Source organism: Mesorhizobium sp. LjRoot246 (assembly GCF_964254115.1).
Lineage (GTDB): Bacteria > Pseudomonadota > Alphaproteobacteria > Rhizobiales > Rhizobiaceae > Mesorhizobium.
Map to the genome: position 1 here is coordinate 5,484,240 of NZ_CAXUSN020000001.1, position 25,698 is coordinate 5,509,937.

At 61.0% G+C, this 25,698-nt stretch carries 27 protein-coding genes and 1 pseudogene; 17 read left to right on the forward strand and 11 right to left on the reverse strand.

What is annotated here, in order from left to right; translation table 11 throughout:
• Window positions 1-6 precede the first annotated feature (6 nt).
• On the forward strand, window positions 7-255 hold the full coding sequence (locus ACSQ3L_RS26925; RefSeq protein WP_436162662.1) for a hypothetical protein: 249 nt from the start codon (window positions 7-9) through the stop codon (window positions 253-255).
• Window positions 256-261: 6 nt separating this feature from the next.
• Window positions 262-423: a hypothetical protein gene (locus tag ACSQ3L_RS26930; protein WP_436162663.1), complete on the forward strand. Its 162-nt coding sequence runs from the start codon at window positions 262-264 to the stop codon at window positions 421-423.
• A 280-nt stretch (window positions 424-703) separates the two neighbouring features.
• On the opposite strand, the gene ACSQ3L_RS26935 is transcribed toward ACSQ3L_RS26930, so the two are convergent.
• From ACSQ3L_RS26935 to ACSQ3L_RS26955, 5 genes are all read right to left on the reverse strand, one after another.
• Window positions 704-922 (reverse strand): hypothetical protein, encoded by a 219-nt coding sequence (locus tag ACSQ3L_RS26935; RefSeq protein ID WP_436162664.1) that lies wholly within the window; start codon window positions 920-922, stop codon window positions 704-706.
• Window positions 923-1,042: 120 nt separating this feature from the next.
• Window positions 1,043-1,672 (reverse strand): L,D-transpeptidase, encoded by a 630-nt coding sequence (locus ACSQ3L_RS26940; protein WP_436162665.1) that lies wholly within the window; start codon window positions 1,670-1,672, stop codon window positions 1,043-1,045.
• An 80-nt stretch (window positions 1,673-1,752) separates the two neighbouring features.
• Complete coding sequence (locus ACSQ3L_RS26945) at window positions 1,753-2,667, reverse strand: ABC transporter substrate-binding protein (protein ID WP_436163537.1); 915 nt, start codon at window positions 2,665-2,667, stop codon at window positions 1,753-1,755.
• Window positions 2,668-3,165: 498 nt separating this feature from the next.
• Window positions 3,166-3,759, reverse strand: a complete 594-nt coding sequence (locus ACSQ3L_RS26950) for a DJ-1/PfpI family protein (protein ID WP_056591072.1) — start codon at window positions 3,757-3,759, stop codon at window positions 3,166-3,168.
• A gap of 167 nt (window positions 3,760-3,926) precedes the next feature.
• Window positions 3,927-4,625 carry a GntR family transcriptional regulator gene (locus tag ACSQ3L_RS26955; protein WP_436162666.1) on the reverse strand — a complete coding sequence of 233 codons (699 nt, stop codon included), beginning with the start codon at window positions 4,623-4,625 and terminating at the stop codon, window positions 3,927-3,929.
• Window positions 4,626-4,728: 103 nt separating this feature from the next.
• Between ACSQ3L_RS26955 and ACSQ3L_RS26960 the strand changes: the two genes are divergently transcribed.
• Genes ACSQ3L_RS26960 through ACSQ3L_RS26970 form a run of 3 tightly spaced genes read left to right on the forward strand, consistent with a single transcriptional unit; the run spans window position 4,729 to window position 8,328 of the window.
• Window positions 4,729-5,955 carry an iron-containing alcohol dehydrogenase gene (locus ACSQ3L_RS26960; RefSeq protein ID WP_436162667.1) on the forward strand — a complete coding sequence of 409 codons (1,227 nt, stop codon included), beginning with the start codon at window positions 4,729-4,731 and terminating at the stop codon, window positions 5,953-5,955.
• A 56-nt stretch (window positions 5,956-6,011) separates the two neighbouring features.
• On the forward strand, window positions 6,012-7,460 hold the full coding sequence (locus ACSQ3L_RS26965) for an NAD-dependent succinate-semialdehyde dehydrogenase (protein ID WP_436162668.1): 1,449 nt from the start codon (window positions 6,012-6,014) through the stop codon (window positions 7,458-7,460).
• Between the two features lie 10 nt (window positions 7,461-7,470).
• On the forward strand, window positions 7,471-8,328 hold the full coding sequence (locus tag ACSQ3L_RS26970; RefSeq protein WP_436162669.1) for an alpha/beta hydrolase: 858 nt from the start codon (window positions 7,471-7,473) through the stop codon (window positions 8,326-8,328).
• A gap of 41 nt (window positions 8,329-8,369) precedes the next feature.
• On the opposite strand, the gene ACSQ3L_RS26975 is transcribed toward ACSQ3L_RS26970, so the two are convergent.
• Entirely contained in the window at window positions 8,370-8,828 is a 459-nt protein-coding gene (locus tag ACSQ3L_RS26975; RefSeq protein ID WP_436162670.1) for a nuclear transport factor 2 family protein, read from the reverse strand.
• 88 nt (window positions 8,829-8,916) lie between these two features.
• Entirely contained in the window at window positions 8,917-9,279 is a 363-nt protein-coding gene (locus ACSQ3L_RS26980) for a hypothetical protein (RefSeq protein WP_436162671.1), read from the reverse strand.
• Window positions 9,280-9,357: 78 nt separating this feature from the next.
• Between ACSQ3L_RS26980 and ACSQ3L_RS26985 the strand changes: the two genes are divergently transcribed.
• From ACSQ3L_RS26985 to ACSQ3L_RS26995, 3 genes and pseudogenes are all read left to right on the forward strand, one after another.
• Entirely contained in the window at window positions 9,358-9,924 is a 567-nt protein-coding gene (locus tag ACSQ3L_RS26985) for a TetR/AcrR family transcriptional regulator (protein WP_436163538.1), read from the forward strand.
• Between the two features lie 47 nt (window positions 9,925-9,971).
• Window positions 9,972-11,270, forward strand: a complete 1,299-nt coding sequence (gene fabF / locus ACSQ3L_RS26990) for a beta-ketoacyl-ACP synthase II (protein WP_436162672.1) — start codon at window positions 9,972-9,974, stop codon at window positions 11,268-11,270.
• Between the two features lie 63 nt (window positions 11,271-11,333).
• Window positions 11,334-11,650 (forward strand): annotated as a pseudogene (locus tag ACSQ3L_RS26995) (SDR family NAD(P)-dependent oxidoreductase); the annotation flags it as partial.
• A gap of 100 nt (window positions 11,651-11,750) precedes the next feature.
• Here ACSQ3L_RS26995 and ACSQ3L_RS27000 read toward each other — a convergent pair.
• A complete protein-coding gene (locus tag ACSQ3L_RS27000) occupies window positions 11,751-12,257 on the reverse strand; it encodes a hypothetical protein (protein ID WP_436163572.1) in 507 nt (168 codons plus the stop codon).
• Between the two features lie 152 nt (window positions 12,258-12,409).
• On the opposite strand from ACSQ3L_RS27000, the gene ACSQ3L_RS27005 reads away from it, so the two are divergent.
• From ACSQ3L_RS27005 to ACSQ3L_RS27015, 3 genes are read left to right on the forward strand one after another with little or no spacing between them, the layout of a single operon-like run.
• Window positions 12,410-13,624 carry a glycosyltransferase family protein gene (locus tag ACSQ3L_RS27005; protein ID WP_436162673.1) on the forward strand — a complete coding sequence of 405 codons (1,215 nt, stop codon included), beginning with the start codon at window positions 12,410-12,412 and terminating at the stop codon, window positions 13,622-13,624.
• A 1-nt stretch (window position 13,625) separates the two neighbouring features.
• Window positions 13,626-14,870, forward strand: a complete 1,245-nt coding sequence (locus ACSQ3L_RS27010; RefSeq protein WP_436162674.1) for a glycosyltransferase family 4 protein — start codon at window positions 13,626-13,628, stop codon at window positions 14,868-14,870.
• The gene (locus tag ACSQ3L_RS27015; protein WP_436162675.1) at window positions 14,867-16,063 is read left to right on the forward strand and encodes a glycosyltransferase family protein; all 1,197 of its coding nucleotides are present in this window, start codon (window positions 14,867-14,869) and stop codon (window positions 16,061-16,063) included. The genes ACSQ3L_RS27010 and ACSQ3L_RS27015 overlap by 4 nt, the downstream gene beginning before the upstream one ends.
• 37 nt (window positions 16,064-16,100) lie before the next feature.
• Here ACSQ3L_RS27015 and ACSQ3L_RS27020 read toward each other — a convergent pair whose 3' ends face one another.
• A complete protein-coding gene (locus ACSQ3L_RS27020; RefSeq protein WP_436162676.1) occupies window positions 16,101-16,775 on the reverse strand; it encodes a class I SAM-dependent methyltransferase in 675 nt (224 codons plus the stop codon).
• 74 nt (window positions 16,776-16,849) lie between these two features.
• Here ACSQ3L_RS27020 and ACSQ3L_RS27025 point away from each other — a divergent pair, with 74 nt between their 5' ends.
• Genes ACSQ3L_RS27025 through ACSQ3L_RS27040 form a run of 4 tightly spaced genes read left to right on the forward strand, consistent with a single transcriptional unit; the run spans window position 16,850 to window position 21,117 of the window.
• Window positions 16,850-17,026: a hypothetical protein gene (locus tag ACSQ3L_RS27025; RefSeq protein WP_436162677.1), complete on the forward strand. Its 177-nt coding sequence runs from the start codon at window positions 16,850-16,852 to the stop codon at window positions 17,024-17,026.
• A gap of 17 nt (window positions 17,027-17,043) precedes the next feature.
• A complete protein-coding gene (locus ACSQ3L_RS27030) occupies window positions 17,044-19,758 on the forward strand; it encodes an ABC transporter transmembrane domain-containing protein (protein WP_436162678.1) in 2,715 nt (904 codons plus the stop codon).
• A 34-nt stretch (window positions 19,759-19,792) separates the two neighbouring features.
• Window positions 19,793-20,239: a cyclic nucleotide-binding domain-containing protein gene (locus ACSQ3L_RS27035; protein ID WP_436162679.1), complete on the forward strand. Its 447-nt coding sequence runs from the start codon at window positions 19,793-19,795 to the stop codon at window positions 20,237-20,239.
• Between the two features lie 23 nt (window positions 20,240-20,262).
• Entirely contained in the window at window positions 20,263-21,117 is an 855-nt protein-coding gene (locus tag ACSQ3L_RS27040) for an MBL fold metallo-hydrolase (protein WP_436162680.1), read from the forward strand.
• Window position 21,118: 1 nt separating this feature from the next.
• Here the strand turns inward: ACSQ3L_RS27040 and ACSQ3L_RS27045 are convergent, their stop codons facing one another.
• On the reverse strand, window positions 21,119-21,880 hold the full coding sequence (locus ACSQ3L_RS27045) for a polysaccharide deacetylase family protein (protein WP_436162681.1): 762 nt from the start codon (window positions 21,878-21,880) through the stop codon (window positions 21,119-21,121).
• Window positions 21,877-22,965, reverse strand: coding sequence for a glycosyltransferase family 4 protein (locus tag ACSQ3L_RS27050; RefSeq protein ID WP_436162682.1), 1,089 nt, complete (start codon window positions 22,963-22,965; stop codon window positions 21,877-21,879). Before ACSQ3L_RS27050 ends, ACSQ3L_RS27045 begins: the two co-directional genes overlap by 4 nt.
• 74 nt (window positions 22,966-23,039) lie before the next feature.
• On the opposite strand from ACSQ3L_RS27050, the gene ACSQ3L_RS27055 reads away from it, so the two are divergent.
• Both ACSQ3L_RS27055 and ACSQ3L_RS27060 read left to right on the forward strand, forming a co-directional pair.
• The gene (locus tag ACSQ3L_RS27055) at window positions 23,040-24,218 is read left to right on the forward strand and encodes a DUF3095 domain-containing protein (protein WP_436162683.1); all 1,179 of its coding nucleotides are present in this window, start codon (window positions 23,040-23,042) and stop codon (window positions 24,216-24,218) included.
• Between the two features lie 114 nt (window positions 24,219-24,332).
• Window positions 24,333-25,676, forward strand: coding sequence for a nucleotide sugar dehydrogenase (locus ACSQ3L_RS27060; protein WP_436162684.1), 1,344 nt, complete (start codon window positions 24,333-24,335; stop codon window positions 25,674-25,676).
• Window positions 25,677-25,698: the final 22 nt, after the last annotated feature.

Consider the following 25,698-nt stretch of genomic DNA (forward strand, 5'->3'; position numbering starts at 1 on the left):
GAGATCATGATCGAGAGACCTTTTCTGAGCGCAGTCGCCTTGGCCGCCTTGCTGACCGGAGGGGTAGGTCACGCCGCCGCCGCTTCCATGGAAGCCTTGCAAGGCGCGTGGACGATGAACGGGACAGGATGCGCCGATACGTTCAAGAAGGCCGGCAATAGGTTTGAATACAAGGACCGGAGTTCCTCGCTAGCAACCGGAATCATCGTTTCCGGAAGCAAGATCCTCGGACCCAATGCCACATGCAAAGCCTAGAATATCTTGCAACGGGGCGACCATTTCTCCGTTCGCCTGAGCTGTTCGGATGCCGTCCTGTTCAGCAGTTTTTCGGTATCCTTCCGGGTCATCGACAAGACGCATTTCGAGCGCTTCGACCCTCAGTTTCCCGAAATGTCGGTCCTCTACTACAAGTGCGAACTCTGAATGTTGCGCCCGGCAAATGCCTGGATCAGGATGCGAGAGCTTGCCGCCTTGGGCGGCGGGCCTTGGCCAGCGCCTGTCATGGGCCAGACGTTGACGGCGTCGGATGTAAGCCTCGGCGAGAGCGTGGGGGCTGTCCTCCTGGAACGGTCAAGACAGCCAACAATGTGGTCACGACCGCGGTGACCGTACCGGTCAAGGCATTGCAGCCGAATGCCACGCCTGCCCAGCCGGCGCCGATCAACGATATCCTCATTAGCGACCCAAACGTACAGCCGTGAGATCAGACTGGCTGAATGGATTTGACATTGCCTTCGGCATCGATGAGGCAGCTCGTTTTTTTACCGCCGGCATCGAGTTCGACCTGATAGGTGTTCGAATCGAGCTTGCTGGAGGAGACCGGAAGGATCTTGGTGGTATCGATGCCGTTCGCCTTGGCGACCGCATTGGAGCAAAGCAGCTGAAGATCCGCTGGAGCGGTCTCGACTTTGGTCCTGGACATCTGTTCCGGCGCAGGCGGCGCGCTGACGCAAGCGACCAAGGCGGCTGGTCCAAGGCTTGCGCCCAGCATCAATGCGATTGCTCGTTTTGCTGACATTGTCGTGCCTCCCCAAACGCTGCCTTAAACGCCCTTGTAGAGGGCCGCCCCCTGCATGAGCACGATAACCTTGGCACCAACATTGACGCGCGATGCGAAGTCGGTGACGTCGTCGTTCCTCATCCGGATACATCCCGATGATACGTCGAGCCCAATCGTCCATGGCTCGGGCGTACCGTGTATCCGGTAAATCGTGTCCTGGTCGCCCTCGTACAGATAGAGTGCCCTGGCACCGAGCGGATTGTCGGGTCCACCCGGCATGCCTGCCGCATATTTCACTGCCTTGGGGTCGCGAGCGACCATTTCAGCCGGAGGCGTCCAGGTCGGCCATTCCGCCATGCGTCCGACGCGCACTATGCCGGCCCATCCAAATCCTTCCCGGCCGACACCGATGCCGTAACGCATGGCCTGCTGGCCAGGCTGCACAAGATAGAGAAAATGCTGATTGCCATCGATGATGACCGTGCCCGGCACTTCCGCGGTCCGGAATTTGACCATTTGCGGGCGAAAAGCCTCAGGCACATCCTTGTGAAGCTTATAGTATTTGTAGGCCTTGGTGCGATCGTAATCGGTCCACTGCCGCGTCTGCGGGTTGTAGACCTGGGTTCCCCCGGCAAAGGCGATCGACGCCGAGACCGCCAAGCCCGCAGCCATCAGCAGCGCAATCCGCGGGAACCGCTTGGACGCAAGGCTCGTTGGACGCCTTGCGGCATTTATTCCCTTCGGGTTCGCGGTCATGGCTTTGCCCATCCGTTGACGCGATCCTCGTTCTTGGCCACCCATTGTTCGGCAAATTCGTAAGGATCCCGTCTTTCAACCTGGAGCGCGTAGCTCATGTCGATCGCCTCCTCGGGTTTGAAATCGATACGATCCAGGAAACGAGCCAGTTCGGGATGTTTCTTGCGCAAGGCAGTCGCGTAGCCGATGTGGTAATGCGCCGTATCCCACGCCACCGCCGCACTCGACTTCGACAGCCATGATGACGGATCCTCCGAAGGCAGGACGATCTTCCATTTGGCGGCATCGAAGGGCGGTTCGCTCAGGCGAACGATATCGTGCAGCTTGAAAACCACATGCGGCGCGTAGCAGCCGAAGACCATAGGGCGATCCGTGGCTTCGGCGGCATCCACCGCAGCCATGCCGACATCCTCTGGCATTTCCAGCAGCGTCATCGTCTTGGCATAGCCATAGCTGTTGGCGCGAATGCGCTCGATGGTGGTCGACGACCATGTCTCCGCGCCGATCCACATCTCGCCCTTGCCGTCGCCATCGGTATCGAGCGATGCGGTCTTCTTCGGGTCGCTGAGGTCCGAGATGTCCTTGATGCCGTATTTGTCGGCAGCTACGCGCGTTGCGCAAATGCCCTGCCATGCGGGCACTCCAATCGGGCTGATCGCGACAGTGCCTGCATCGGTTGCGTATTTCTTGACGAGGTTGTCCAGGTTGGGGAGCCAGACCTCGGGATGGATGTCGACCTCACCGGTGTTGAGGCCCGCGAAGGCGATCAGGGTGCCCATCGGGACGACATCCGCATCCAGCCCGAACTCCTTCTTCAGGCTGACTTTCAAAATGTTGGCGGTCGCCTGACCCGACGACCAGTTGGGCATAGCTATGACAAGGTCGGCGGCATGAGCGCCGACGCTCAGCATGGTTATGGCTGCCGCCAAAATTGATCTTCGAAACGACCGCCACACCGTCAACGCCCCGGCCCTCCTGCCTGTCGCAATGCATTCACCCGAAGACCAATCCGCCTTTGGCAATGCCAGTTGTCCGTTCTCGACAAGAAGAAGCTACAAATGAAAACAGGATCGGTGCCTTGCTCCCAGATCGCCGCTGTCATTTCTTTCTTGGCCGACTACGCTCAAGATCATTTCTGATCACAGGGCCAGTGGCAATTCTGTAACTGTTACGTATCGAGTACCCGACCATCGCAACGTCGTCGGAGCGATCCCTCGTCATGGTGGGTGTCTCGAGGCGCGGCGAGCCGTTGTCTCCCGATGATCTCCGGTCGCGCGGCATCTGAGATCGCTCGGTTCTTCGCAGGCTGCCCCGGTGACGGCGGCCGTCCGAAGCCGAATTGGCGACGACTAGTCCATTCGACAATGACGGAACCGACGCATCCGTTTGGGATGCGTCGGTTCGAAGGGCTATGCGTGGCGGATTTCCGTTCCCAGCACCTTGAGGCATTCGCGAATGAACGCAGCAAGCGCCGTCCAACCTTTGGCCGAAACCATCGTCCCATCCACATAGGCGTCGGTGGGGGACAGATCGATGTAGGTGCCACCGGCAAGCGTCACCTCCGGCTCGCAAGCCGCGAGCGCCGCCACCTTCTTGCCGCGGACGACGCCGTCGACCGCAATCAGAATCTGGACGCCATGGCAGATGGTGAAGATCGGCTTTTTGGCCTCGTGGAAATGACGCACCATCGCCTGCACGCGCTTGTCGGTGCGGATGTATTCGGGGCCACGACCGCCGGCGCAGTAGACAGCGTCGTATTGGCTCAGTTGCTTCTCGGCGTCGGAGAACGTCTTGTTGATCAGCGCGTTGTGGCCGGGCTTTTCGGTGTAGGTCTGATCGCCCTCGAAATCGTGCAGCGAGGTCTTGATCAGATCTCCGGCGCTTTTGTCGGGGCACACGACATGAACCGTGTGACCGACCGCCTCCATCGCCTGCTGGTAGACGAAGATTTCGTATTCCTCGGTGAATTCACCGGTCAGCATAAGTATTTTTTTGCCTGGCATGGCTTTTCCTCTCGGCTTGTTTCAGGGCGAGGTGCACTTCGCGCCTCGCCTCCTAGGGATCGAATCGGCTCAGAACGGGGAGGCGGGGAACATTTCCTTGGTGTTGGCCTGGGTAATCAGCGGCGCACCGAGCTTGAGGGTGCCCCGGACAAGCGACCTCGCGACCGCTACTCGAACGCAGGCAGGAGCCTGTCCCGCGAATTCTCGATATGCACCCGCATCGCCTTTTCGGCTGCGTCCGGATCGCCTGCCGCGAAAGCCGAAAGGATCGCCTCATGCTCGTCAAGCGCCTCTTCGGTGACGCGTGAATGATACATCAGGCGGAAAATGTGGAAGTGCGTGTGCTGGTGGTTCAGCGTCTCGCGGATGAGGTCGTTGTGGGCGAACTGCATGATCCTGTCATGGAAGATCGCATCCTGGCGCGCGAAGTTCGAATAGCGCAGGCGTTCGTCCCTGCCCTCTCGCCGGGCCATCACCCCTGCCGCCTCCTGCAGGACCGCGAGGCCTGTCTCGTCCAGCGCTGCCGTAGCCTTGGCCGCGGCAGCCGGCTCGAGCAACAGGCGCAATTCATAGAGTTCGTCGAACCTGCGCCGGGTTATCTGCGGCGCCGCGCGATAGCCGATCAAGTGGGTCTTCACCACCAGACCTTCACCCTCCAGGCGTCCAAGCGCCTCGCGGATCGGCGTGTGCGAGACGTTGAAGTCCTTCACGAGGTTGTCGACGGTGATGCGCGATCCCGGCGCAATTTTAAGCGACATAAGCTGCTGGAAGATTGCTTCATAGACATCTCCGGCCAGGCCATTGGCGCGGGAAATCCGGCCCGTCGGCAGCGTGTCCTTGTCTGATGTAACGTCGGTGTTCTGCATCTTTGCCTCTTGACAGGTGCAACCACTAACATGATGCTCCGGCCAATTCAATCCTATATCCTATACGATTTTATAGAGGATATTTTGTGAGAATGGACCAACCATGACATTGTTCGCCGCAATCCGATTGCCGCGCGAGATCCTGTTCGGCAAAGGACAGCGCCAAGTTCTGCCTGACGTCGCCGCCAAACATGGCCGACGCGCCTTCATCTGCACCGACGAGCGCTTTGCCGGCACGTCCGTGTTTGCCGAGATGATCGCCTCGCTGAAGGAAGCCTCGATCGAAGTCCTTGTTCACGACAGGACTTTGCCTGATGTGCCGCGCGACAGCGTTGCGGTCTGCGTTGCCGAGGCGAGCGGCTTCAGGCCCGATATGGTGATCGGCATCGGCGGCGGCAGTTGCCTGGACATGGCCAAATGCGCGGCGCTCCTGATCAGCCACGGAGGCAGGCTTCAGGACTACTATGGCGAGTTCAAAGTGCCTGGCCCTACCCTTCCCCTCATTGCGGTGCCGACCACAGCCGGCACCGGCTCCGAGGTTACGCCAGTGGCCGTCATCTCCGACCCGGAGCGCACGCTGAAGGTCGGGATCTCCAGCCCTCACCTCATCGCCGCTGTCGCTCTATGCGATCCGGATCTGACCTTGACCTGCCCGCCGGGATTGACGGCCATCGCCGGCGCGGACGCCCTCACCCACGCGATCGAGGCTTTCACGGCGGCCAGGCGCGGCACGGACCCGACCTTGCCGCAGAAGCATGTTTTCGTCGGCAAGAATGGGCTGACCGACCATTTCGCGCTGTTGGCCATGAAGCTCCTGGGACGCAGTCTCGAGAAAGCCTGTCGGGACGGGTCGGATGAAGATGCGCGGGCCGATGTCATGATGGGGGCTCTGGCGGCCGGTTGCGCTTTCGGCTCGGCAGGAACCGCGGCCGCCCATGCCGTTCAATACCCGGTCGGCGCGCTCACCCACACCGCGCATGGTCTGGGGGTCGCCACCATGCTTCCCTATGTGATGCGGTATAATCTTTCTGCCGCCACCGAGGAGATCGCGGAGACGGGCGCCGCTCTCGGCCTGCCGCGGACGGGCAATACGCCTGAGCAGGCAGCTGCAGCAACTATCGACGAGGTCGCCCGGTTGTTCGGCGCGATCGGCATTCCAAAAACCCTGGCCGAGCTCGGCCTTCCCGCGGACAAGGTCGACTGGACCGCCGAACAGGCGCTCGGCATCGACCGGCTGATCAAGAACAACCCGCGCAGTTTCGACATTGTCGCCATGCGGCGACTGGTCAAAGCGGCTTACGACGGCGACATGGACGCCGCCGCGACGTAACCACTAGAGGCAATCCAATGAACATCTCTTCAGGGCAATTCGACGAGGATGCAGATATGTCCGATTACGCGACGTTCTCGCATGGTCTTTTTATCGACGGACACTGGCGACCCTCGTCCGACGGCCGCGTGATTGAAGTGATCGACCCCTCGACCGAAGCCGTCATCGCGGCGGTTCCTGACGCCACGCTCGCAGACGCGGCTGCAGCGGTCGATGCCGCCGCGAAGGCAGCTGTGGGCTGGCGAGAGACGCCACCACGCAAGCGCTCGGAGATTCTCAGGCGTTGCTTCGAACTGATGAGTGAGCGAGCAGAGGCCCTGGCCTCCCTGATCTCGCTGGAGAACGGCAAGGCGCTGCGCGATGCGCGCGGCGAGATCGCGTATGCCGCCGAATTCTTCCGCTGGAATGCCGAGGAAGCCGTCCGTATCAGCGGCGAGTTCGGCCTGGCGCCGTCCGGCGCCAACCGGATCATTGTCGACTACCAGCCCATCGGCATTTGCGTGCTCATCACGCCATGGAATTTCCCGGCCGCCATGGCAACGCGCAAGATCGCGCCGGCGCTCGCGGCCGGTTGCACCGTGATCTTGAAGCCCGCGAGCGAGACGCCGCTGACGGCCTATGCGCTCGCAGCGCTTTACGAGGAAGCCGGCGTGCCGCCCGGCGTCGTCAACGTCCTGACGACTTCAAAGCCAGGGCCTGTGACGGCGGCCATGCTGGCCGATCCACGCGTGCGAAAACTGTCATTCACCGGCTCAACCGGTATCGGCCGCCTGCTCCTGGCCGAGGCCGCGAAACACGTCATCTCCTGTTCCATGGAACTTGGCGGCAACGCACCGTTCATCGTCTTCGACGACGCCGACCTGGAAGCCGCGCTCGACGGTGCGATGGTCGCCAAGATGCGCAACGCCGGCGAAGCCTGCACGGCCGCCAATCGGCTCTACGTCCAGACCGGCATCCATGATGCCTTTACGGAAGGGTTGAGCAACCGCATGGCTGCCCTCAATGTTGGCACCGGAACCGATCCGCGGACCGAGTGCGGTCCGATGATCACCAGGAAGGCCGTGGACAAGATCGACCGGCTCGTCAAGGACGCGGTCGGCCGGGGCGCCAAAATCCAGTGCGGCGGGGCAATCGCCGAAGGCAAGGGTTACTTTTATCCGCCGACGGTGCTTCGCGACGTGCCGGCCGACGCTATCATGGCCCACGAGGAAATCTTCGGTCCGGTGGCTCCCATCACGCGCTTCGACGATGAGGCGGAAGCCATCGCCAAGGCCAATGACACCGAATACGGTCTCGCCGCCTACATCTTTACGCGTGACCTCGCCAGGGGAATGCGAGTGGCATCGAAGATCGAGTCGGGCATGATCGCCCTGAACCGCGGCCTGATGTCGGATCCGGCGGCGCCATTCGGCGGAGTCAAGCAGAGCGGGCTGGGCCGCGAGGGTGGTCAGAGGCACGGCGTTGCCGAGTTCCTGGAAGCGAAGTACATCGCCGTGACCATCTGAGCAGACGTCCATGCAAAAAGATCCGTTCCGCATTCGCGATCACGTGGCCAATTTCGATGAGATCGTCGCCGAGATCATCCGCCGCAGCGCGGAAACCAGGGCGAAAACCCCCATGCTGGCAAACGTTGGCTACGGTTCCGAACCCACCGAAACCGTCGACGTATTCTTTCCGGAAGGCGATCGCGACCGCCTGCCGGTTCATATGTTCATCCACGGCGGCTACTGGAGAATGTTCTCGAAAAGCGACTATTCCTACGTCGCCGACACGGTGACGCGCGCCGGAGCGATCGCGGTCATTGTCGACTATGCCCTGATGCCTGCCGTGAGGATGGCCACGATCATCGACCAGGTCCGTCATGCCAAGCAGTGGATACTCGACCACATCGCGGACCATGGGGGCGACCCCGGCCGATTGACCGTCAGCGGGCACTCCGCTGGTGCCCAGCTCGCAGCCACGCTGTTCAATGATCAGAGCCGATCATCGGGCATCAGAGGCGCGCTGCTCCTTGGTGGTTTGTACGAATTGAAACCTCTGCAAACCTCGTTCCTTGCCGCCGAGATCGCGATCGCAGATGAAGAAGCCCGCTGGTTCTCGCCACTGACACACAACTTCGATCCGTCAGTGAAGGTTGAGATCGCCATCGGGGGCGAGGAAACGCCGCCATTTCTTAGCCAGGCCAAGGCATTCGCCGAGCATCTGAGAAAGCAGGGTCTGCATGTCTCCCGAACCGTCATCGCCGGTGCCGATCACATGAGCAGCGTTCGCGACCTTGGAAAGAGTGGAACCCACGCTGCGGATCGTTTGGCGAAACTTGTCCAGGATAGCGGAGCCGCTGCGTTCAATCCGGAGGCAAAGTCAGTGCCATAGAATAGGAGCGAACTCGCCTACCTCAGCTGACTGCGCCTCTGCTAGCTTACAATCTGTTCGGCGACAGCTTCTTCGAGGCCTGCCGCCGCTTGGGCGGCGAGACCGCGCGCCGCTGCCTGTGAATCGTAAAATTCCTCGAGCGCGTGGACCCTGCCCCACCGCAGCGTGAACACGTGGAGACCACGGTTGACGTATGACGGGTCGCCGTTGAGCAGGGTTGCGGTGCCGTCCCACTGGGCAAACACGGTGGTATGCCACGGCCAGCCCTTCACCCAGATGTGGTTGACCGTGAGATGGAGAGTGGGCAGAACACGGCCGAGGCGCTCAAACCACCGGCGCAGGGCTTCCTTGTCATGGCGCTCCCCACCAAGCGCGTGGGCGCCACCAACCCGGTGATGGACATGCGGCGCGATGGCCTTCACCGCTGCATCCCAGCGACGATTGTTGACGTCATCGAAGCTCTGCCGGATCGATTTCTTGACAAAATAGCTATAAAGCATGTGACCTCTCCTCCAAACTCATTGGGATGGCGTGATCGGATGCGAGAGCCCCGGCCAGCGTCACGCAGGCCGCGGTCCGCGCGTCAGGTCAGGGCATTGTCGCGTCGGCTCGCAGGGATGTGTCAGCCTCGGTCGAGACCGTCACCTCCTTGCCTGACCTTGAGAACGCATAAAGCGAGCCCGGATGGCCAGGTATGGAAAACGCTACGGAGTCGCTGTTGGCGAGACCCATGACGACCCGCTGCGGATCACCCCCCGCCTTCGGCGCGAAGGTGGCGGTGACCTCCAGAAGGTCGCCGTCGACCGGGACGTAGTAGGCCACCATGTCGAGGTGTCCCTCGTGCAGGCTGCCGCCTTCGATCGGGCGTCCGATGGTGGCTTCTTCGGCAAGAGCCGGGGTTGCAATAAACAGCGCGGCCAGGAGCGAGGCGCTCAGGATTTTGCGGATCATTTCATTTGTCCTTTTTAGATTGTGTTCGCCCTCTATATAGGGTATAGATTACGAACGCAATCTAAAAAGGAGATGACGATGCGCGTAAGTCGCACTCAGGCTGCGGAAAACCGCGAGACCGTGATCAATGTGGCAAGCCGCCTTTTTCGAGAGCGTGGCTTTGACGGCATCGGCCTCAAGGATCTGATGAAGGGGGCCGGGCTGACCCAAGGCGCCTTTTACAAGCAATTCGAGTCAAAGGACGATTTGGCGGCGCAGGCATCCAGGCGGGCGATGGAAAGCGCCGCCCACAAATGGTCGGCCGCGACCGCGGCAAATCCTGGGAAACCGCTCGACGGGGTTATCTCATTCTACCTCAGTATGGACCACCGCGGGGAAAAGATGGACGGCTGCCCGGTCGTTGCGCTCGGCTCGGATGCGGCCAGGCAGGGCGCCGAGGTGAAGGCGTCATTCGAAGCCGGGATCAAGGAATACCTCGAGATGCTCGGCAGTTGGGTTGGCGAGGACGACAGCGAGAAGGCGATGGCCGTTCTCTCGACGATGGTCGGCGCGGTCATGCTCTCGCGGGTCGTCAACGACCCCAACCTCGCGCAGGCTTTTCTGGATGCAGCGGCCGATCAGGTTCGCGAAACGGTCGCCATCTGAACGGTGCGGGGCAGCGCTGCCGGCACACCAAAATGATAGGAGAGCAGATGCGACGGATTGTCGTCACAGGCATGGGAGCGGTCACGCCCCTGGCCGCCAATGTCGAAGCGTCCTGGTCACGCCTGCTTGCCGGTCGTTCGGGCATTCGTAGGCTTCCGGACGATGTGGTGGGAGAGCTGCCAGCGAAGATTGGCGGCGTGGTCCCCTCCTTGGAAGAAGATCCGGAGGCTGGTTTCGCTCCCGATGTCGTCCTGTCCGCGAAGGATCAACGCAAGGTAGATCGGTTCATTCTCTTTGCGCTGGCCGCGGCGGAAGAGGCGCTTGCGCAGGCGCAATGGAAGCCTGCCCTGGAAACGGATCGCCTGCGCACGGCCACGATCATCGCTTCAGGGGTGGGCGGGTTCCCCGCCATCACCGAGGCGGTGCGCACGGTCGACCTGCGTGGCGCCCGCCGCTTGTCTCCCTTCACGGTGCCATCCTTCCTGGTGAACCTCGCGGCGGGCCACATCTCGATCCGTCATGGTTTCAAAGGTCCACTCGGCGCACCGGTGACGGCGTGCGCGGCGGGCATCCAGGCGATCGGCGACGCGGCCCGCCTTATCCGCGCAAACGAAGCCGACATCGCCGTTTGCGGCGGAACGGAAGCATGCATGAACACCGTCAGTCTCGGCGGGTTTGCTGCCGCACGCTCCCTTTCCACCGGCTTCAATGAGGCACCCGCTCAAGCCTCGCGCCCTTTCGACATATCGCGGGACGGCTTCGTCATGGGCGAAGGAGCCGGCGTGCTGGTCATAGAGGAATTGAGCCACGCACTGGCGCGCGGCGCAAAGCCGCTGGCTGAGCTCGTCGGCTACGGCACGACCGCAGATGCCCACCACGTCACCTCCGGTCCCGAGGACGGCGACGGCGCGCGCCGGGCCATGCAGATCGCGATTGACCAGGCAGGGATTTCGCCACGCGAGGTCCGTCATCTCAATGCGCATGCGACCTCCACGTCAGTAGGCGACCTGGGTGAGATCGAAGCGATCAAGAGCGTGTTCGGGCGCAATTTCGCGATAGCTGTCAGTGCAACGAAATCGGCGACCGGACACCTGCTCGGAGCGGCCGGCGGGCTTGGTGCCATCTTCGCGATCCTGGCGCTCAGGGATCAGGTCGCCCCGCCTACCCTCAACCTGGGCCAGGCCGATCCGGCCGGCGACGGCATCGACTTCGTCGCAAACGAGCCCCGGCCAATGGAGATGGAGTACGCGATCTGCAATGGCTTCGGCTTTGGCGGCGTGAATGCCAGCGCGCTGTTCCGGCGCTGGGATGGCCACGGCGCGAACGCTGACGCCGCTCGCGACTGACGCTTTTGCTCAGACCTTTCCCCCTCCTCGCAACTCCACTCCAACCCAAAGAAAGTGACCTCAATGGATAAGACCAATCCTGGCGTCGCCTTGGTGACAGGGGCATCTTCCGGCATCGGGCGGGCCACCGCCGAAACCTTGCTGAGCGCCGGCTTCCGCGTATTCGGAACCAGCCGTCGCACGGCCTCCAATCAGCCCGACGGCGTTACCATGCTGATCTGCGACGTGACCGACGACGCGTCCGTCGCGAAAAATGGTCGATGACGCCCTGGCAAGGCCGGACTTGTCAACAATGCCGGCATGGGTCTGTTTGGCGGCGCGGAGGAGGCCTCGACCGCGCCAAGGCGCTGTTCGACGTGAATGTCTTCGGCGATTTTAAAGCTAGAATCGCCGCAAAAATTTTTGAGGTTTCACCAACTATCGGGACCAATCGGGCGATTTTTTGCAATTTGCGGCGTTCGACGGCGTGCCCAAGCCGTCTCAAAAAGTACCGTCGCCGCCCCAGCCAAGGCATTTGCCAGAGGCCATAGCGACCGACAAGCAACTGGTGTTGCACACGTCCTTCTGCAGGTGGCGTGTTGTGAGCGCTGGCATCCACTCGATTCTTGCTGAAATTCCGGCTAGCTTGGGCGACAGATGGCTCAGTTCCGGTTGGTGAATCACAATCAGACCGCCCGTCAAGAGATTGATGGGCAGCACCTTTGGTCCCCCAAGACCGAGTGCAATGGCGCGCGAAATGAGTTCTATAACAATATGCGCCATGCGACGCCCGGCGACCTTGTCCTTTCGGATCAAGCAATTGGCTATATGGGCAGGATAGTGGAATTCGCCTTCATCGCTCCGAAACCAATGGAGTTCGGAGAGACCGGAGCTTATTGGAATCAAGGGGGATGACTTCTGCCGATTTTTTTGACACCGCTTTCCTTTCGATCCATCCCACAACGACAGGGAGGCTTGGCTCTCTCTCGCCGAGGCGATATTCGCCAATCCATCTAGTTTCGACCTCTGGCAACCAGAAAGCCTATCTGACAGGCATTACAAATTGAAAATTGCGGCCTGATGTTTCAAACCCAGGATGATTTCGAAGCCGGCGGGTCGCGCACGGTCCTCAAGACGAGAATTTTAAGAGACGTTCAACAATGACCCAGCACGCAGAAAACGCTCGAATTCTCATGTACAGCCACGACACGTTCGGGCTCGGCCACTTGCAGCGCTGCCGGACTATCGCGCATTCGCTGGTCGAGGATTTCCGCGGACTTCAGGTGCTTATCATTTCGGGTGCGACTATCGCTGGCGCCTTCGACTACCGCGCCCGTGTCGACTTCGTGAAGATCCCCAGCGTCATCAAGTTGCGCAACGGCGAGTACACCTCGCTGGAAAAGGACATCGATCTGCATGAGACGCTGAGGATGCGCCAGTCGATCATCCGCCACACAGCCGAGACCTTCCGGCCGGATATCTTCATCGTCGACAAGGAACCGCTCGGCCTGCGCGGTGAGATCGAGGACACGCTGTCCTACCTCAAGACGCGGGGCACCACGCTCGTGCTTGGCCTGCGCGAGGTGATGGACGCGCCGCATCTGCTCGAAGCAGAGTGGGCTCGCAGGGATGTGATGCGCAAGATAGGTCTCTTCTACGACAAGGTCTGGGTCTATGGTCCGCCGGATTTCTACGATCCGTTGACCGGCCTGGATGTGCCGCCGGCTGTCAGAGCAAAGATGAAGTTCGTCGGTTTCCTGCAACGGAGCCTGCAGAAGAACGAGTTGCCCGGCCACCGGCCCGAGGGCGATTATATCCTCGTTACCACCGGTGGCGGGGGCGACGGCGCCGAACTCATCCACGACGTCATCGATGCCTATCAGCAGGATCCGCAATTGCAGCATAAGGCGCTGATCGTGCTTGGGCCTTACATGCCGGCGCGCAAGCGCAACAAGCTGCTCAAGAAGGGGTCCAAGATCCCCTGTATCAAGATGATCGAGTTCGACAACCGAATGGAAGACCTGATTGCCGGCGCCAAGGCGGTGGTGGCGATGGGCGGTTACAACACCTATTGCGAGATACTGTCTTTCGACAAGCCGGCGCTCATCGTACCGCGCGTCAAGCCCCGCGAGGAACAACTGATCCGAGCACGGCGCGCGGCCGAACTCGGGCTCATCGAGATGCTTTTGCCGGAGGAAGCCGAGGATTCCCGGCGGTTTGCCGGTGCACTGGAGGTGCTGCCGGACCGGCCCCGCCCATCGCAGAGCAATCCGCATCTGACGCTGGAAGGTCTGCCTCATATTTCCGAAATCGTCGCGGAACTGCTCGACCGGCGGGCCGGCCATCACCTTTCGGTCGTTGAAGGAACCAACTGACTTGCAACATCGCAAGATCGTCGTGGTTCTGAAGGGCTATCCGCGGCTGTCGGAAACTTTTATCGCGCAGGAACTGCTCGGTCTGGAGCGTGCCGGGTTCGACCTGATACTCGTCGCGCTCAGGCGGCCGACCGACGCAAAACGCCATCCCGTGCATGACGAGATCAAAGCGTCCGTCCATTATCTGCCGGAATATCTGCATGAAGAGCCGCTGCGCGTCGTTCGCTCGCTGTTTGCTTGTCTGCCGCGGCCGGGCTTCTGGCGCGCGCTCGGATCGCTGGCTGCCGATTTCCCCCGCGACTTTACGCGCAATCGCGCGCGCCGCTTCGGGCAAGCGCTCGTGCTGGCGGCCGAATGGCCGGAAGACGCGGGATGGCTGCATGCACATTTCGCACACACGCCGGCATCGGTGACGCGCTATGCCAGCCAGCTTCGTAGCCTGCCCTGGAGCTGCTCAGCCCATGCCAAGGACATCTGGACTTCCGCGGACTGGGATCTGGCAGGTAAGCTTTCCTCGGCTCGCTGGACGGTCACTTGCACGAAAGCCGGCTTCGACCGTCTGGAAAAACTCGCTAACGGCAACTCGTCTGTGCATCTGAGCTATCATGGGCTCGATCTTGATCGCTTCGGCAGTTTTGGCGAGGTGCGAAAACAGCATGACGGCTCGGAGCCGGACGAACCGGTCACCGTTCTGAGTGTCGGGCGCGCCGTCCAAAAGAAAGGTTACGATACCTTGCTGGAAGCCCTTGCCCTCTTGCCTGGCGGCTTGGCGTGGCGTTTCGAGCATATCGGCGGCGGCGAGGAACTGGAACCGCTGAAGGCGCTGGCACAAAAGCTCGGACTGGATGGTCGCATCTGTTGGAAAGGCGCGCTTGCACAGGAGGAGGTGCTTGAGCACTACCGCCGCGCCGACATCTTCGCCCTGGCCTGCAGGATCACGGCAAATGGCGACCGGGATGGTCTGCCGAATGTTCTGGTGGAGGCGGCTAGCCAGCGGCTTGCCTGCGTGTCGACCGATATTTCCGGCGTGCCGGAGCTTATATCGGCGGATGAAACTGGGCTGATGGTTCCGACGGAAAACCCAATTGCCCTGGCACAGGCACTGGAGCGCCTGATCCGTGATCCCGTGCTGCGCGCCCGCCTCGGCGACGCCGCGGAGCGGCACGTGCGCGGCAATTTCGATCATATGGCGAGCATTGGACAGCTCAAGGAACTGTTCGAGCGCGAGTGGCGGGCCGCCAATTGAAGCGGCTGCGCGCCTTCCTCTATGTCCAGCACCTGCTCGGTATCGGCCATCTCGCGCGCACCAGCCGCGTCGCGGCGGCTCTGGTCGATGACGGGTTTGACGTCACCGTCGTAACCGGCGGAGCGCCGGTCGCGGGGTTTCCGGGACCGGGGGTAAAATCTGTAACCCTGCCACCTGTCACCTCCGGTGATGAAGGATTTTCCGGACTTGTCGACCTGCAGGGCAAACCCATCGACGATGATTTCAAGGAACGGCGTTCAGAGATGCTGCTCCAGGCATTCCGGAATTGCAGGCCGGATATCGTCATTGTCGAGGCGTTTCCATTTGGACGCCGGCAGATGCGCTTCGAACTCTTGCCGCTGATCGAGGCCATCAACGCGACGTCGCCCAGACCGCTGCTGGCGACGTCCGTCCGTGATATTCTTCAGGAGCGCGTCAAGCTGGGCCGGAACGAGGAAACGGTTGATCTTGTCAACAGGCATTTCGACCTTGTTATGGTCCACGGCGACCCGACTTTCGCAACCATCGACAAGACATTTCCACTGGCTGGGGCGATCAGGGCCGAGGTCACCTACACAGGGCTCGTTGCCGCGCCGCTATCGCCCGCGGCCTCCGAGTGCTTCGACGTTCTGGTGTCGGTTGGCGGCGGAGCTGCCGGAAAGAGCCTTGTTAGCTCCACCATCGCAGCGGCGCGGAATGCCAACAACGGTTGGAAATGGTGTTTGATCACCGGCCCAAACCTGCCGAAAGACGAGTTTGACGCAATCGCACGCGATGCCACCCCGGGCCTGTCCATCTTCCGGTTCCGCGAGGATTTCGCCAGCCTGCTGACCGGCGCCCGCCTCTCGGTCTCGCAGGCGGGTTACAACACGGTCTGCGATGTCCTGCGCGCGGGTTGTCGCTCCCTGCTCGTCCCATTTGCAGCCGGCGGGGAAACAGAACAAACGGTTCGTGCCCTAATGCTCGAAGAGCTCGGTCTTGCAACGGTGCTGATGGAAAAGGACCTAACGCCTGAGGGTTTGGGGCAAGCGATCGAAGAGGCGCTTGTGGCACCGACGCCATCCGCGCATCGTCTCGATCTGGAAGGCGCGCGTCACTCGGCGCAAATCCTGCGCGAGCGGTATCGAACATGGTCCCTGAAAAAGGCACCCGGGTTCAGAAAAGCTCATGATCAAACAGACGATGGATCCTGACGCGCGTCGCGTCTGGATGAGATTCGCGTAACGCGCTTCAAACAGTTCCGATCAGCATGAAGCGCGTATAATTTTTTGTCGGCAGTTCGCCGGAGAACCGCACCTCCCGTAGCGCCGCCATTGCTTCGAAGGCTGCCAGTGAAGCTACGCAGTTGATGTGCGTCGGCTCGCTGAAATAGTCGTTCGACTGCAGCAGCACATTCGCGCCCCGCGGCAGCAGAGCAAGCCAGGCGCGCAGATCGGCGATGTGTTCGCAGCTCGTATTGACCGTCAGGTCGGGCTGCCCGGCCGCATAGTCGAGTGCGTACATATCCACCGTCAGCGCCCGGAACCGGTCGCCGGCTTCCCGGTTGAGGGTCAGGGCGACCGATGCGACTTCCGGATCGATGTCGATGCTATCGACCGCCGCGATGTCGAAGCGGGCGTCGTTGAAAAGCATTGCCGGCAATACGCCGTACCAACCACCCAGAACCCATATGCGCCCGAACCGGCCGCCGCAGCTTTCGAACAGCCTATCGAGCGCCCACATCTTGCAGGCGACCTGCTTGTGGTTAAAGGCGTTGGCGATATCGGCCTTCGGATGCTTGGCGATGACGCGCGCCAGCCCTGCCACGAGAGGGTGGTTGACATAGGCAGCGATTCCCCGCGTGAGATCCAAGGCTTGCTCGTGCCAGTCCAAGCCGGCATTGCGTGGTTGCGTGACATCCATCATATTCGTCTTGTAGGGTGGGATTTCGGGCGACACAACGCAATCTTGCCTCCCGCCAGGCTGTTTGATCCGCGGACATGAATATGCTGCTAGCCGCTTCGCCATTGCCCGTTGCCGGAGAGTGCCGGTTGCATCTGCCCGGACCGTTGGTGTCCTTCGTGCACTGCAGCTTCGAGCTTGTCGTTGGCGACGGAGACATTGCCGATACGCCCTTCGCCGGCGGGCGCTTTTGCATCCTGCATCCTTCCAGCTGAAAGATCCACAGTCGCATATGGAACCCAGCCTAGCCCGCTATATATGGAAGCACACCAGGAAGCAGCAGATCTGGATATTGATGATCGTCTTGCTTTCGATGATCCCGTATTTCATGTCCTTCGACCTGCCGAAGCTGATCGTCAATGGCCCGATCCAAGGCAAGGGGTTCGAGCAACCGGATGCGACCCTGCCATTCATGAGGCTGCACTATAACCTGCCGTTCATTGGCGAGGTCCTGTTCTTCTCCGGTTTTCAGCTCGGCCGCAAAGCGACGCTGCTTGCCCTGAGCCTTGTGTTCCTCTTGCTGGTCGTCATCAACGGCCTGTTCAAACTCTACATCAACACCTACAAGGGCCGCCTCGGCGAACGCATGCTGCGGCGTATTCGCTTCGATCTGATCGATCGTGTGCTGCGGTTTCCGCCGGTTTACTTCAAGCGGGTGAAATCCGCCGAAGTGGCGACCATGGTGAAGGACGAGGTGGAGCCGCTGGGCGGCTTCATCGGCGATGCCTTCCTGCAGCCGGTGCTGCTCGGCGGCCAGGCGCTGACGGCCATGCTGTTCATCATGGTCCAGAACGTCTGGCTCGGAATGATAGCGGTGGTGATCGTGGTGATCCAGATCGTGCTCATCCCGCGAATGCGGCGGCGGCTGCTCGTGCTCGGGCGCCAACGGCAACTGACGGCGCGCGCGCTTTCGGGCCGGGTTGGCGAAATCGTCGACGGCATCGGCGCGGTTCACGTCCACGACACGTCAAACTACGAGCGCGCCGACATAGCTGCCCGGCTCGGGCTCATCTTCAAGATCCGCTTCGATCTTTACCAATGGAAATTCATGGTAAAGTTCCTCAACAATTTTCTCGCGCAGCTCACGCCCTTTCTGTTCTACATGGTCGGCGGGTACCTGGTCATCGGGGGTCGGCTGGACGTCGGCCAGCTCGTGGCCGTGATCGGAGCCTACAAGGACCTGCCCGGACCGATGAAGGAACTGATCGACTGGGATCAGGATCGGCAGGATGTTCAGGTCAAATATCAGCAGGTCGTTGAACAGTTCAGCGTCGAGGATATCATTGCGCCGAGCATCGGGGCATTGACGATCGACGATCCCGGTCCGATGACAAACCCGCTGTCGGCGGTAGGTCTGTCCATAGCAGACGATGGCGGTGCAATGCTCCTCAACCGTATCTCCATGCAGGTCAAGCCGGCTGAGACGGTGGCGCTGGTCAGCACCTCAACAGGTGGAGCGGAGGCGCTTGCAGAAGCCTTCGCGCGGCTGAACTGGCCGGAAAGTGGAAAGGTCACTTCGGGCGCCGATGACCTGCTTGAACTCCCCGAAGCAGTGACCGGCCGGCGCATGTCCTACGCCTCGTCGGATGTTTTCCTGTTCCACGCAAGCCTGCGCGATAACCTGCTCTACGGGTTGAAGCATGCGCCGCTCACATCGGTGACTTATGACGGCGCCGCGGCAGACCAGCAGCGCTGGAACATCGACGAGGCACGCCGGTCGGGCAATCCGGATTTCGACATCCACAGCGACTGGATCGACTATGTTTCCGCCGGTGCTACCGGCCCGCACGACCTCTTTGAAGCCGTGCGCCGGGTGCTTGACGCGGTTCTTCTGTCGCGCGACATTCTGGATCTTGGCTTGCGCTCTTCGGCCGACCTCACGCGTCACACGAAGCTTGCCGGGCGGATCGTCGAACTGCGTGCAGCGCTGCGAACCCGGCTGGAACAGGAAGGGCTGCGCGAACTGGTGGTTCCTTTCGAGCCGGGCGCTTACAACACGGAAGCGACGATCGGCCAGAACCTGCTCTTCGGCGCTGCCGCCGGCCCCGAACTGGCCGACAAGGCGCTGGCGGCCAATCCCTATTTTGCTTCCGTGCTGAAGCAAGCCGGCCTCGACCGCACGCTCTACGAGATGGGCATGGAGATCGCCGAACAGGCGATCGAGCTGTTCGCCGACCTGCCGCCCGATCACCAGTTCTTCCAGCAGCTCGCCTTCATGAGCGCCGAGGAGATACCCGCCTACGAGACCCTGCTGCAGCGGCTCAAGAACCGCCCCTACGATGCGGTTTCGGAGGCCGACCGCGCCATGATCATCACCTTGAGCTTTGCCTATATCGAGCCCCGGCACCGCTTCGGCCTGCTGAGCGACGAGCTGATGAGCAAGATCGTCGCGGCACGCAACCAGTTCTACGAAAACCTGCCGCCCGAGCTGCAAAACGCGATCGAACGGTATGATCCTGCCAAATACATTGCCGCGGCCACCGTCATGGACAATGTCCTGTTCGGGCGTGTTGGCAACAACCATCCCGACGCGCCGGACCGCATACGCTCCATCGTCTATGAAATTCTTGACGAGCTGGGGCTTTATGCCGAGCTTCTGGATGTCGGCCTGGACTTCAACGTCGGCGCCGGCGGCAGGCGGCTGACCGGTGGACAGCGACAGAAGCTCGATGTTGCCCGGGCCCTGCTCAAGCGTCCCGATTTTCTCATTCTCAACCGGCCGCTGTCGGCGCTCGACCAGCGCATTCAGGACAAGGTGCTGCGAAACGTGATCGAGGAAGCCGGACGCGACGGCCATTCGCCGGCAATTGTGTGGGTCGTGACGAGTCCGGCAATGGCGATGATGTTCGATCGCGTTATCGTCTTTGACTCGGGTCAATTAGTGGAAGACGGTACACACGAGACACTTTTGGCAGAGAACGGTATCTTCAAGGAACTTCTGTCGTAGTCTGGCAGACGCGAATTTAGGAAGGTTTGCGACAATGCTGCTCAAGGATGAAGTTGGAATGCTGCAACGCGTTCCCTTGTTCTCTGGCATTGAGCCGGCAAAGCTCAAGCTGCTCGCGTTCACATCCGATCGCGTGAACTACAGCGCCGGCCAGATTCTTTTCCGGCAGGGCGACGAGGCAGACGCCGCCTATGTCATCCTTTCGGGCAGGGCGGATATTCTGGTCGATTCCGACAGCGGGCCGATAAAAGTTGCCGAACTGCTGCCAAATTCGATCGTCGGCGAGATCGCCATATTGTGCAATAGCTCCCGCACTGCCACCGTCAGCGCGGCAAGTGATCTGGAGGCCTTGAGAATCCGCAAGGATCATTTCCTGAGGCTTATGAAGGAGTTCCCGGAAATGACCATCGAGATATTGCGGGTTCTTGCCGATCGGCTAAGCCATACGACCGCGGATCTGATCGACGCACGAACCGCCTAGAGCTACGATGGGCGAAAAGTAGTATGGACGACGATTTTTTCCAGGTCAGATTTTGGGGCGTGCGCGGCAGCATTGCGGTATCCGGGCCAGAATTCGTTCGCTATGGCGGCAACACAAACTGCATTGAGATGAGATGCGGCAAGCATACGCTTCTGTTCGATGCTGGCTCTGGCCTGCGGCCTGCCGGCAGGGCGTTTCAGGCGGCGGATCTGACCGATTTCGACCTGCTTTTCACCCATTGCCATTACGATCACATCATCGGGCTGCCGGCTTTTGCGCCGATCTTTGACCCGAGCGTCAAGCTTACGGTTTGGTCCGGGCATCTTGCAGGACGCATGACGACCCGGCAGATGATCGATGAGTTCATACGGCCGCCGTGGTTTCCGGTGAAAATGGACGTCTGCAAGGCAAAGCTCGACTGCCGCGATTTCGTGTCCGGAGACGTGCTTCGGCCGCGCGAAGGGGTGGTGGTTCGGACCGGCAGTCTTACCCATCCGGGCGGCTGCATAGGCTACCGCGTCGAATGGGGCGGCCGGGTCGTGGCGGTGATCACGGACACCGAGCACGAGCCGGACACACTCGATCAGTCGGTGCTCGGCCTGATCGAAGATGCCGACCTCGTCATTTACGATTGCACCTACACCGAAAAGGAAATGGAACGACGCCGCGGTAATGGACACTCGACATGGCAACAGGGCGTCAAGCTCTGTGAGGCGGCCGGTGCGCGGGGGCTCGCGCTGTTTCACCACGATCCGACACGCACCGACGAGCAACTGGACGCGATGGAGAAACTGGCCAAAGACAGGTTTGCCGGCGCTTTTGCCGCGCGAGATGGTCAGACGCTCGAATTTCCAGTCTCATTGCACAAAAAGCGCTGAGCTATTTTCCTCTATCCGCGCTGCGCCCGATCAATGTCCTGATCGGAAGCCATGCGCAGGATTCAGTCTGCGCGGTGACTGCGAACAGCCGTTCGAGGAAAAGCCAGGCCGATTCATCATGTACAAGATGGTGGGTGAGCAGGCCTACCGGTTCGCCGTCGAATGCATGCTGCAAGTGCGCGATGATAGCCTGGACCAATAGGCCATGATCGCGGCAGCCGCGCGTGCCATGCCAATCCATGATGTCGACATTGCTGTTGATGACCGCCAGTGAAGCCGGCTTCGGCGGTCCATAGACCGACAATGCCGCAAATCCTATCGATCCAAGGTCGGATACCAAGCCAGCGTCAATCCTGTTCCAGGGGGGAACCAGCATCGAAACGGTGCGCGCGCCGTGTAGTTCGGTTACGTGCGACAGCCCGTGAGCCAGATCACCGAGCACCGCCTCGCGTGGCCGATGCGCGCCGAGTTCCTGCTTTTTCTGGCCCTCGGGCGCATGATTTCGGTGCATCCAGCCATGGATGGCGACCGTGGCATGCGGCGCCTCATCAAGCCGGACGACAAGCTTCTCATCAGTCAGGGCCGGAATGACGGCCAGAGTGACCGGAACAGCGAATTTCCCGGTGAGGTCGAGCAGCCGATCAAGTGCGGGCGTCGGGTCCACGGCGTCGTCATCGCGCAGCCAGAACTCTGCCTTGCGACCCGCCCGTTGCCGGCACGCCAGTTCTTCCACCAAGGGCTGCCAGATCCGATCGGATGTCATGAAACCGAGACCTTCGGAAGAAGTTCGGCCAGACGCGCCGCTGCAACGCCGAGGGAACGTTCTTCGAGTATGAAGCGTCTGGCTTCTGCGGCCATGATGGTTCTTTCGTCGTTGCGGGCCAGAAGCCTTTCAATTGCAGAAGCGAACGCCGCCACATCGCGCGGCGGGGTGAGAAACCCGGTCTGACCATCGCGCACGACCTCCGGCACACCGGCGATGTCCTGAGCCACCACCGGAAGGCCGGCGGCCTGTGCTTCAAGATAGGCAACGCCATAGGCCTCGCCGAAACCCGGCCAGACGTAAATTCCTCCACTATGGAGGACATCCGGCACGGCGGCTGGCTCAATCGCGCCAAGCCATTCAATACGGTCGGCGGGAAAGCCGGCGAATTGCGCCTTGACCTCGTCACGGGCAGGCCCGTCGCCGACGACCGACAGGGTCCACGGCAGGTGGCCGATCAGACCGAGCGCTTGCGCCAGCATGCGATAGCTTTCGATTTTGTCGCCCGGGCGCATCATGGCAACGGTAACGAGGCGCGTCGGACAACCTCGTGCCGGCATCTCCCGGAATACCGATGTGTCGATGAAGGGCGAAAGCATACTAAACGCGGCGTCGGGAATTGCATTCGTCAGTCCCTGACGATCCCTTTGCGTGAAGCAGATGTTCAGGGCCGCCTGTTCGACGGCTCGCACAACCAACGCTTGCGTATCGGCCCACAAACCGGCGTTGCGCCGCCTCGAATAGGAGGCTTCCGCTGTCACATAGGGGATAGCAAAGGCCGAGGCCAGCTCGGGTCCGATCAGATCGGGCGCTTTGTAATAGGGATGATAGCAGAACCAGAGATCGGGCCTGCCGTCACGATCCCAAAGCCTTGTCAGCCGCGCGGCTTCCTCTCGGGCCTCGATCTTGAGCGCGTCGAAACTTTTCGGGTCCGGTTCGCGTAGATAGAAGCGCAATTCGGATGCCAGTTCGACGCTATGCCCGCCATGCTCCAGCGCCCTGACCAGCGTGCGTGCCATCTGGCGGTCGCCGGAGGCAACGGGATGATTGGGTGGCTTCAGCGGCGCATAGAAGGCAATTCGCATTGCCGGACCCTATCATTGGAAAGCACGCGCAAGTCAATTTCGAAGCATGATCGACTTCACCTTCAAGCAGTGGAATGTGCTATCTAATGCTCATGGAAACAGCTGCCCCGTCCGACCCGTTTGTCGCTTCTCTGCCGGTCTTCGCAAAGTTCGAAAGCGTTGCCGATATCGATAACTATCGGCCCCTCCCCGATGGGTGGGCGCTGGCCACCGCCGACATCATCGGCTCGACCAAGGCGATCGAGGCTGGGCGCTATAAAACCGTGAATATGGCCGGCGCCAGCGTCATTTCGGCGCTGCTCAATGCGCTGGGTCGGCAAGATCTTCCCTTTGTCTTCGGCGGCGACGGCGCGCTCGTGGCGTTTCCCGGCTCGGCGTTGGAGATCACCCGCAACGCGCTGGCGGCTGTCCAGAGATGGGTGGCGGAAGAACTGGACCTGACCTTGCGCGCCGCAATCGTGCCGATAAAGGATATAAGAGCGCAAGGCCTCGACGTTCGCGTGGCAAGGTTCCAAGCCTCCGATGCGGTCTTCTATGCCATGTTCGCCGGCGGTGGCGGCAGTTGGGCGGAAGCCGAGATGAAAGCGGGGCGCTACCGCATCGATCCTGCGCCGGCCGGCGCGCGGCCGGACCTGACCGGCCTCTCCTGCCGCTGGAACCCGATCGAAACCCGGCATGGCGAAATCGTCTCGATCATAGCCATACCAGGGGGGTCGCGCGACTTGCGCGCTTTTCAGTTTCTGGCTTCCGACATCATCGCCCTTGCCGGCAGGCAGGAACGCGATGGCCACCCGGTGCCGGTGAACGGGCCGGACTACAGTTTGCTGCCCGCCGGCCTCGATATCGAGGCGCGCGCCACGGCGCCGGCAGGACGGCGGTGGCTGTCGAAGCTGTGGATAGTGTTCCTGATGACGCTTACGGCCGTCACCGATAGATATGGCTGGACGATCGGCCGTTTCGATCCGAAAATCTACAAACGCGAGGTGGCCAGCAATTCGGATTTCCGAAAATTCGACGACGGCTTGAAGATGACCATCGACGTTGACGCGGATGTGTTGCAGCGGATCGAGAACCGGCTGAAACAGGCGGAAGAGGCGGGCATCTGCAACTATGGCCTGCACCGCCAGAAATCGGCCTTGATGACATGCCTCGTCGCCTCGCCGCTGCAGCGCGATCACGTTCATTTCATAGATGGCGCCGCCGGCGGCTATGCGATGGCTGCCGCAAGCTTGAAGGCGAAGTTGCCGGTCTGATGACGGCTTGCGAGAATTCATTTTCCGCAATATGCCTCGGCCATGGTTCTTGGACCATGCTAGGCCGCGCCGTGGGAGCGGCTAGCCTTATCCGAATTCACGGGAAAGCAGTTTTTGGACGCTTCACGATCGGCATATGACCGTCTGCTGAACCGGATCTCGACGCGCGCCGCGCAAGTCGGTGTGATCGGATTGGGCTATGTCGGGTTGCCGCTGGCAATTGCGGTCGCACGCGCCGGCTTCCCGGTTTCCGGCTTCGACATCGAAGTCCAGAAGGTCGAGAGCCTGAACAACGGCCAATCCTACATTGAGGCGGTGACGTCGACAGCCCTTGCCGGCCACGTGGCGAGCGGACGGTTCCGCGCCACCGCGGATTTTGCCGAACTGTCCGTCTGCGATATCATCATCATCTGCGTTCCGACACCGCTGACGAAAAACCGTGAACCGGACCTCTCCTTTGTCAGGAACACGACTGACACCATCGCAAAGCATCTGCGTCTCGGCCACCTCATCGTGCTGGAATCTACCACCTATCCCGGCACCACCGACGACGTGATCAAGCCCATACTGGAAGAAACCGGCTTGCAGTCGAAGATAGACTTCTTCCTCGGCTTCTCGCCCGAACGCGAGGATCCCGGAAACCGCAACTTTGAAGTCGCGACGATCCCCAAGGTCGTGGCAGGCGACGGCATTGAAGCGGCGGCGCTCGTGCAGGCTTTCTACCAAGGCGTGGTCAAGACCGTCGTTCCGGTCTCCACCACGGCGACCGCCGAGGCAGTCAAGCTGACGGAAAACATTTTCCGCTCGGTCAACATAGCCCTCGTCAACGAGTTGAAGGTCGTGCTCGGCGCGATGGGCATCGACATCTGGGAGGTAATCGAGGCGGCAAAGAGCAAGCCCTTCGGCTACATGCCTTTCTATCCTGGCCCCGGACTTGGCGGGCACTGCGTTCCGATCGATCCCTTCTACCTGACGTGGAAGGCGCGCGAATACGAACTGCCGACCCGCTTCATCGAGCTGGCGGCAGAGATCAACACCGCCATGCCGCGTCACGTGGTCGATGAACTGGCGAAGGCGCTGGACCGGCGTTGCGGCAAGGCGCTCAGCCGCTCGCGCATTCTCATCATCGGGCTCGCCTACAAGAAGAATGTGCCCGACATCCGCGAAAGCCCGTCATTGCGGCTCATTGAACTCATCGAGGAATGGGGCGGCAAGGTGGAATTCCATGATCCACATGTTACCGAGATCCCGACCACACGGGAGCATATGGCGATCAAGGGGCGACGCTCGGTCGAATTGACCGAGGCGGCATTGAAGGATTTCGATGCTGTCGTCATTGCAACCGACCATGACGCGATCGACTATCAGACGATCGCTGATCACGCCCTTCTGATCGTAGACACACGCAATGTTTTTGGCCGCCTCGGGCTGGCCCGGGAGACGGTGGTGAAGGCCTGACGGGGTCTGGGCCGGCGAATTT

Bases quoted from the DNA above. Each gene is read 5' to 3' on its own strand.
- ACSQ3L_RS26925 (WP_436162662.1), top strand. From the start codon at position 7: ATGATCGAGAGACCTTTTCTGAGCGCAGTCGCCTTGGCCGCCTTGCTG.
- ACSQ3L_RS26935 (WP_436162664.1), bottom strand. From the start codon at position 922: ATGTCCAGGACCAAAGTCGAGACCGCTCCAGCGGATCTTCAGCTGCTT.
- ACSQ3L_RS26940 (WP_436162665.1), bottom strand. From the start codon at position 1,672: ATGGCTGCGGGCTTGGCGGTCTCGGCGTCGATCGCCTTTGCCGGGGGA.
- ACSQ3L_RS26945 (WP_436163537.1), bottom strand. From the start codon at position 2,667: ATGCTGAGCGTCGGCGCTCATGCCGCCGACCTTGTCATAGCTATGCCC.
- ACSQ3L_RS26950 (WP_056591072.1), bottom strand. From the start codon at position 3,759: ATGCCAGGCAAAAAAATACTTATGCTGACCGGTGAATTCACCGAGGAA.
- ACSQ3L_RS26955 (WP_436162666.1), bottom strand. From the start codon at position 4,625: ATGCAGAACACCGACGTTACATCAGACAAGGACACGCTGCCGACGGGC.
- ACSQ3L_RS26960 (WP_436162667.1), top strand. From the start codon at position 4,729: ATGACATTGTTCGCCGCAATCCGATTGCCGCGCGAGATCCTGTTCGGC.
- ACSQ3L_RS26965 (WP_436162668.1), top strand. From the start codon at position 6,012: ATGTCCGATTACGCGACGTTCTCGCATGGTCTTTTTATCGACGGACAC.
- ACSQ3L_RS26970 (WP_436162669.1), top strand. From the start codon at position 7,471: ATGCAAAAAGATCCGTTCCGCATTCGCGATCACGTGGCCAATTTCGAT.
- ACSQ3L_RS26975 (WP_436162670.1), bottom strand. From the start codon at position 8,828: ATGCTTTATAGCTATTTTGTCAAGAAATCGATCCGGCAGAGCTTCGAT.
- ACSQ3L_RS26980 (WP_436162671.1), bottom strand. From the start codon at position 9,279: ATGATCCGCAAAATCCTGAGCGCCTCGCTCCTGGCCGCGCTGTTTATT.
- ACSQ3L_RS26985 (WP_436163538.1), top strand. From the start codon at position 9,358: ATGCGCGTAAGTCGCACTCAGGCTGCGGAAAACCGCGAGACCGTGATC.
- fabF (WP_436162672.1), top strand. From the start codon at position 9,972: ATGCGACGGATTGTCGTCACAGGCATGGGAGCGGTCACGCCCCTGGCC.
- ACSQ3L_RS27005 (WP_436162673.1), top strand. From the start codon at position 12,410: ATGACCCAGCACGCAGAAAACGCTCGAATTCTCATGTACAGCCACGAC.
- ACSQ3L_RS27020 (WP_436162676.1), bottom strand. From the start codon at position 16,775: ATGATGGATGTCACGCAACCACGCAATGCCGGCTTGGACTGGCACGAG.
- ACSQ3L_RS27025 (WP_436162677.1), top strand. From the start codon at position 16,850: ATGAATATGCTGCTAGCCGCTTCGCCATTGCCCGTTGCCGGAGAGTGC.
- ACSQ3L_RS27030 (WP_436162678.1), top strand. From the start codon at position 17,044: ATGGAACCCAGCCTAGCCCGCTATATATGGAAGCACACCAGGAAGCAG.
- ACSQ3L_RS27035 (WP_436162679.1), top strand. From the start codon at position 19,793: ATGCTGCTCAAGGATGAAGTTGGAATGCTGCAACGCGTTCCCTTGTTC.
- ACSQ3L_RS27040 (WP_436162680.1), top strand. From the start codon at position 20,263: ATGGACGACGATTTTTTCCAGGTCAGATTTTGGGGCGTGCGCGGCAGC.
- ACSQ3L_RS27045 (WP_436162681.1), bottom strand. From the start codon at position 21,880: ATGACATCCGATCGGATCTGGCAGCCCTTGGTGGAAGAACTGGCGTGC.
- ACSQ3L_RS27050 (WP_436162682.1), bottom strand. From the start codon at position 22,965: ATGCGAATTGCCTTCTATGCGCCGCTGAAGCCACCCAATCATCCCGTT.
- ACSQ3L_RS27055 (WP_436162683.1), top strand. From the start codon at position 23,040: ATGTGCTATCTAATGCTCATGGAAACAGCTGCCCCGTCCGACCCGTTT.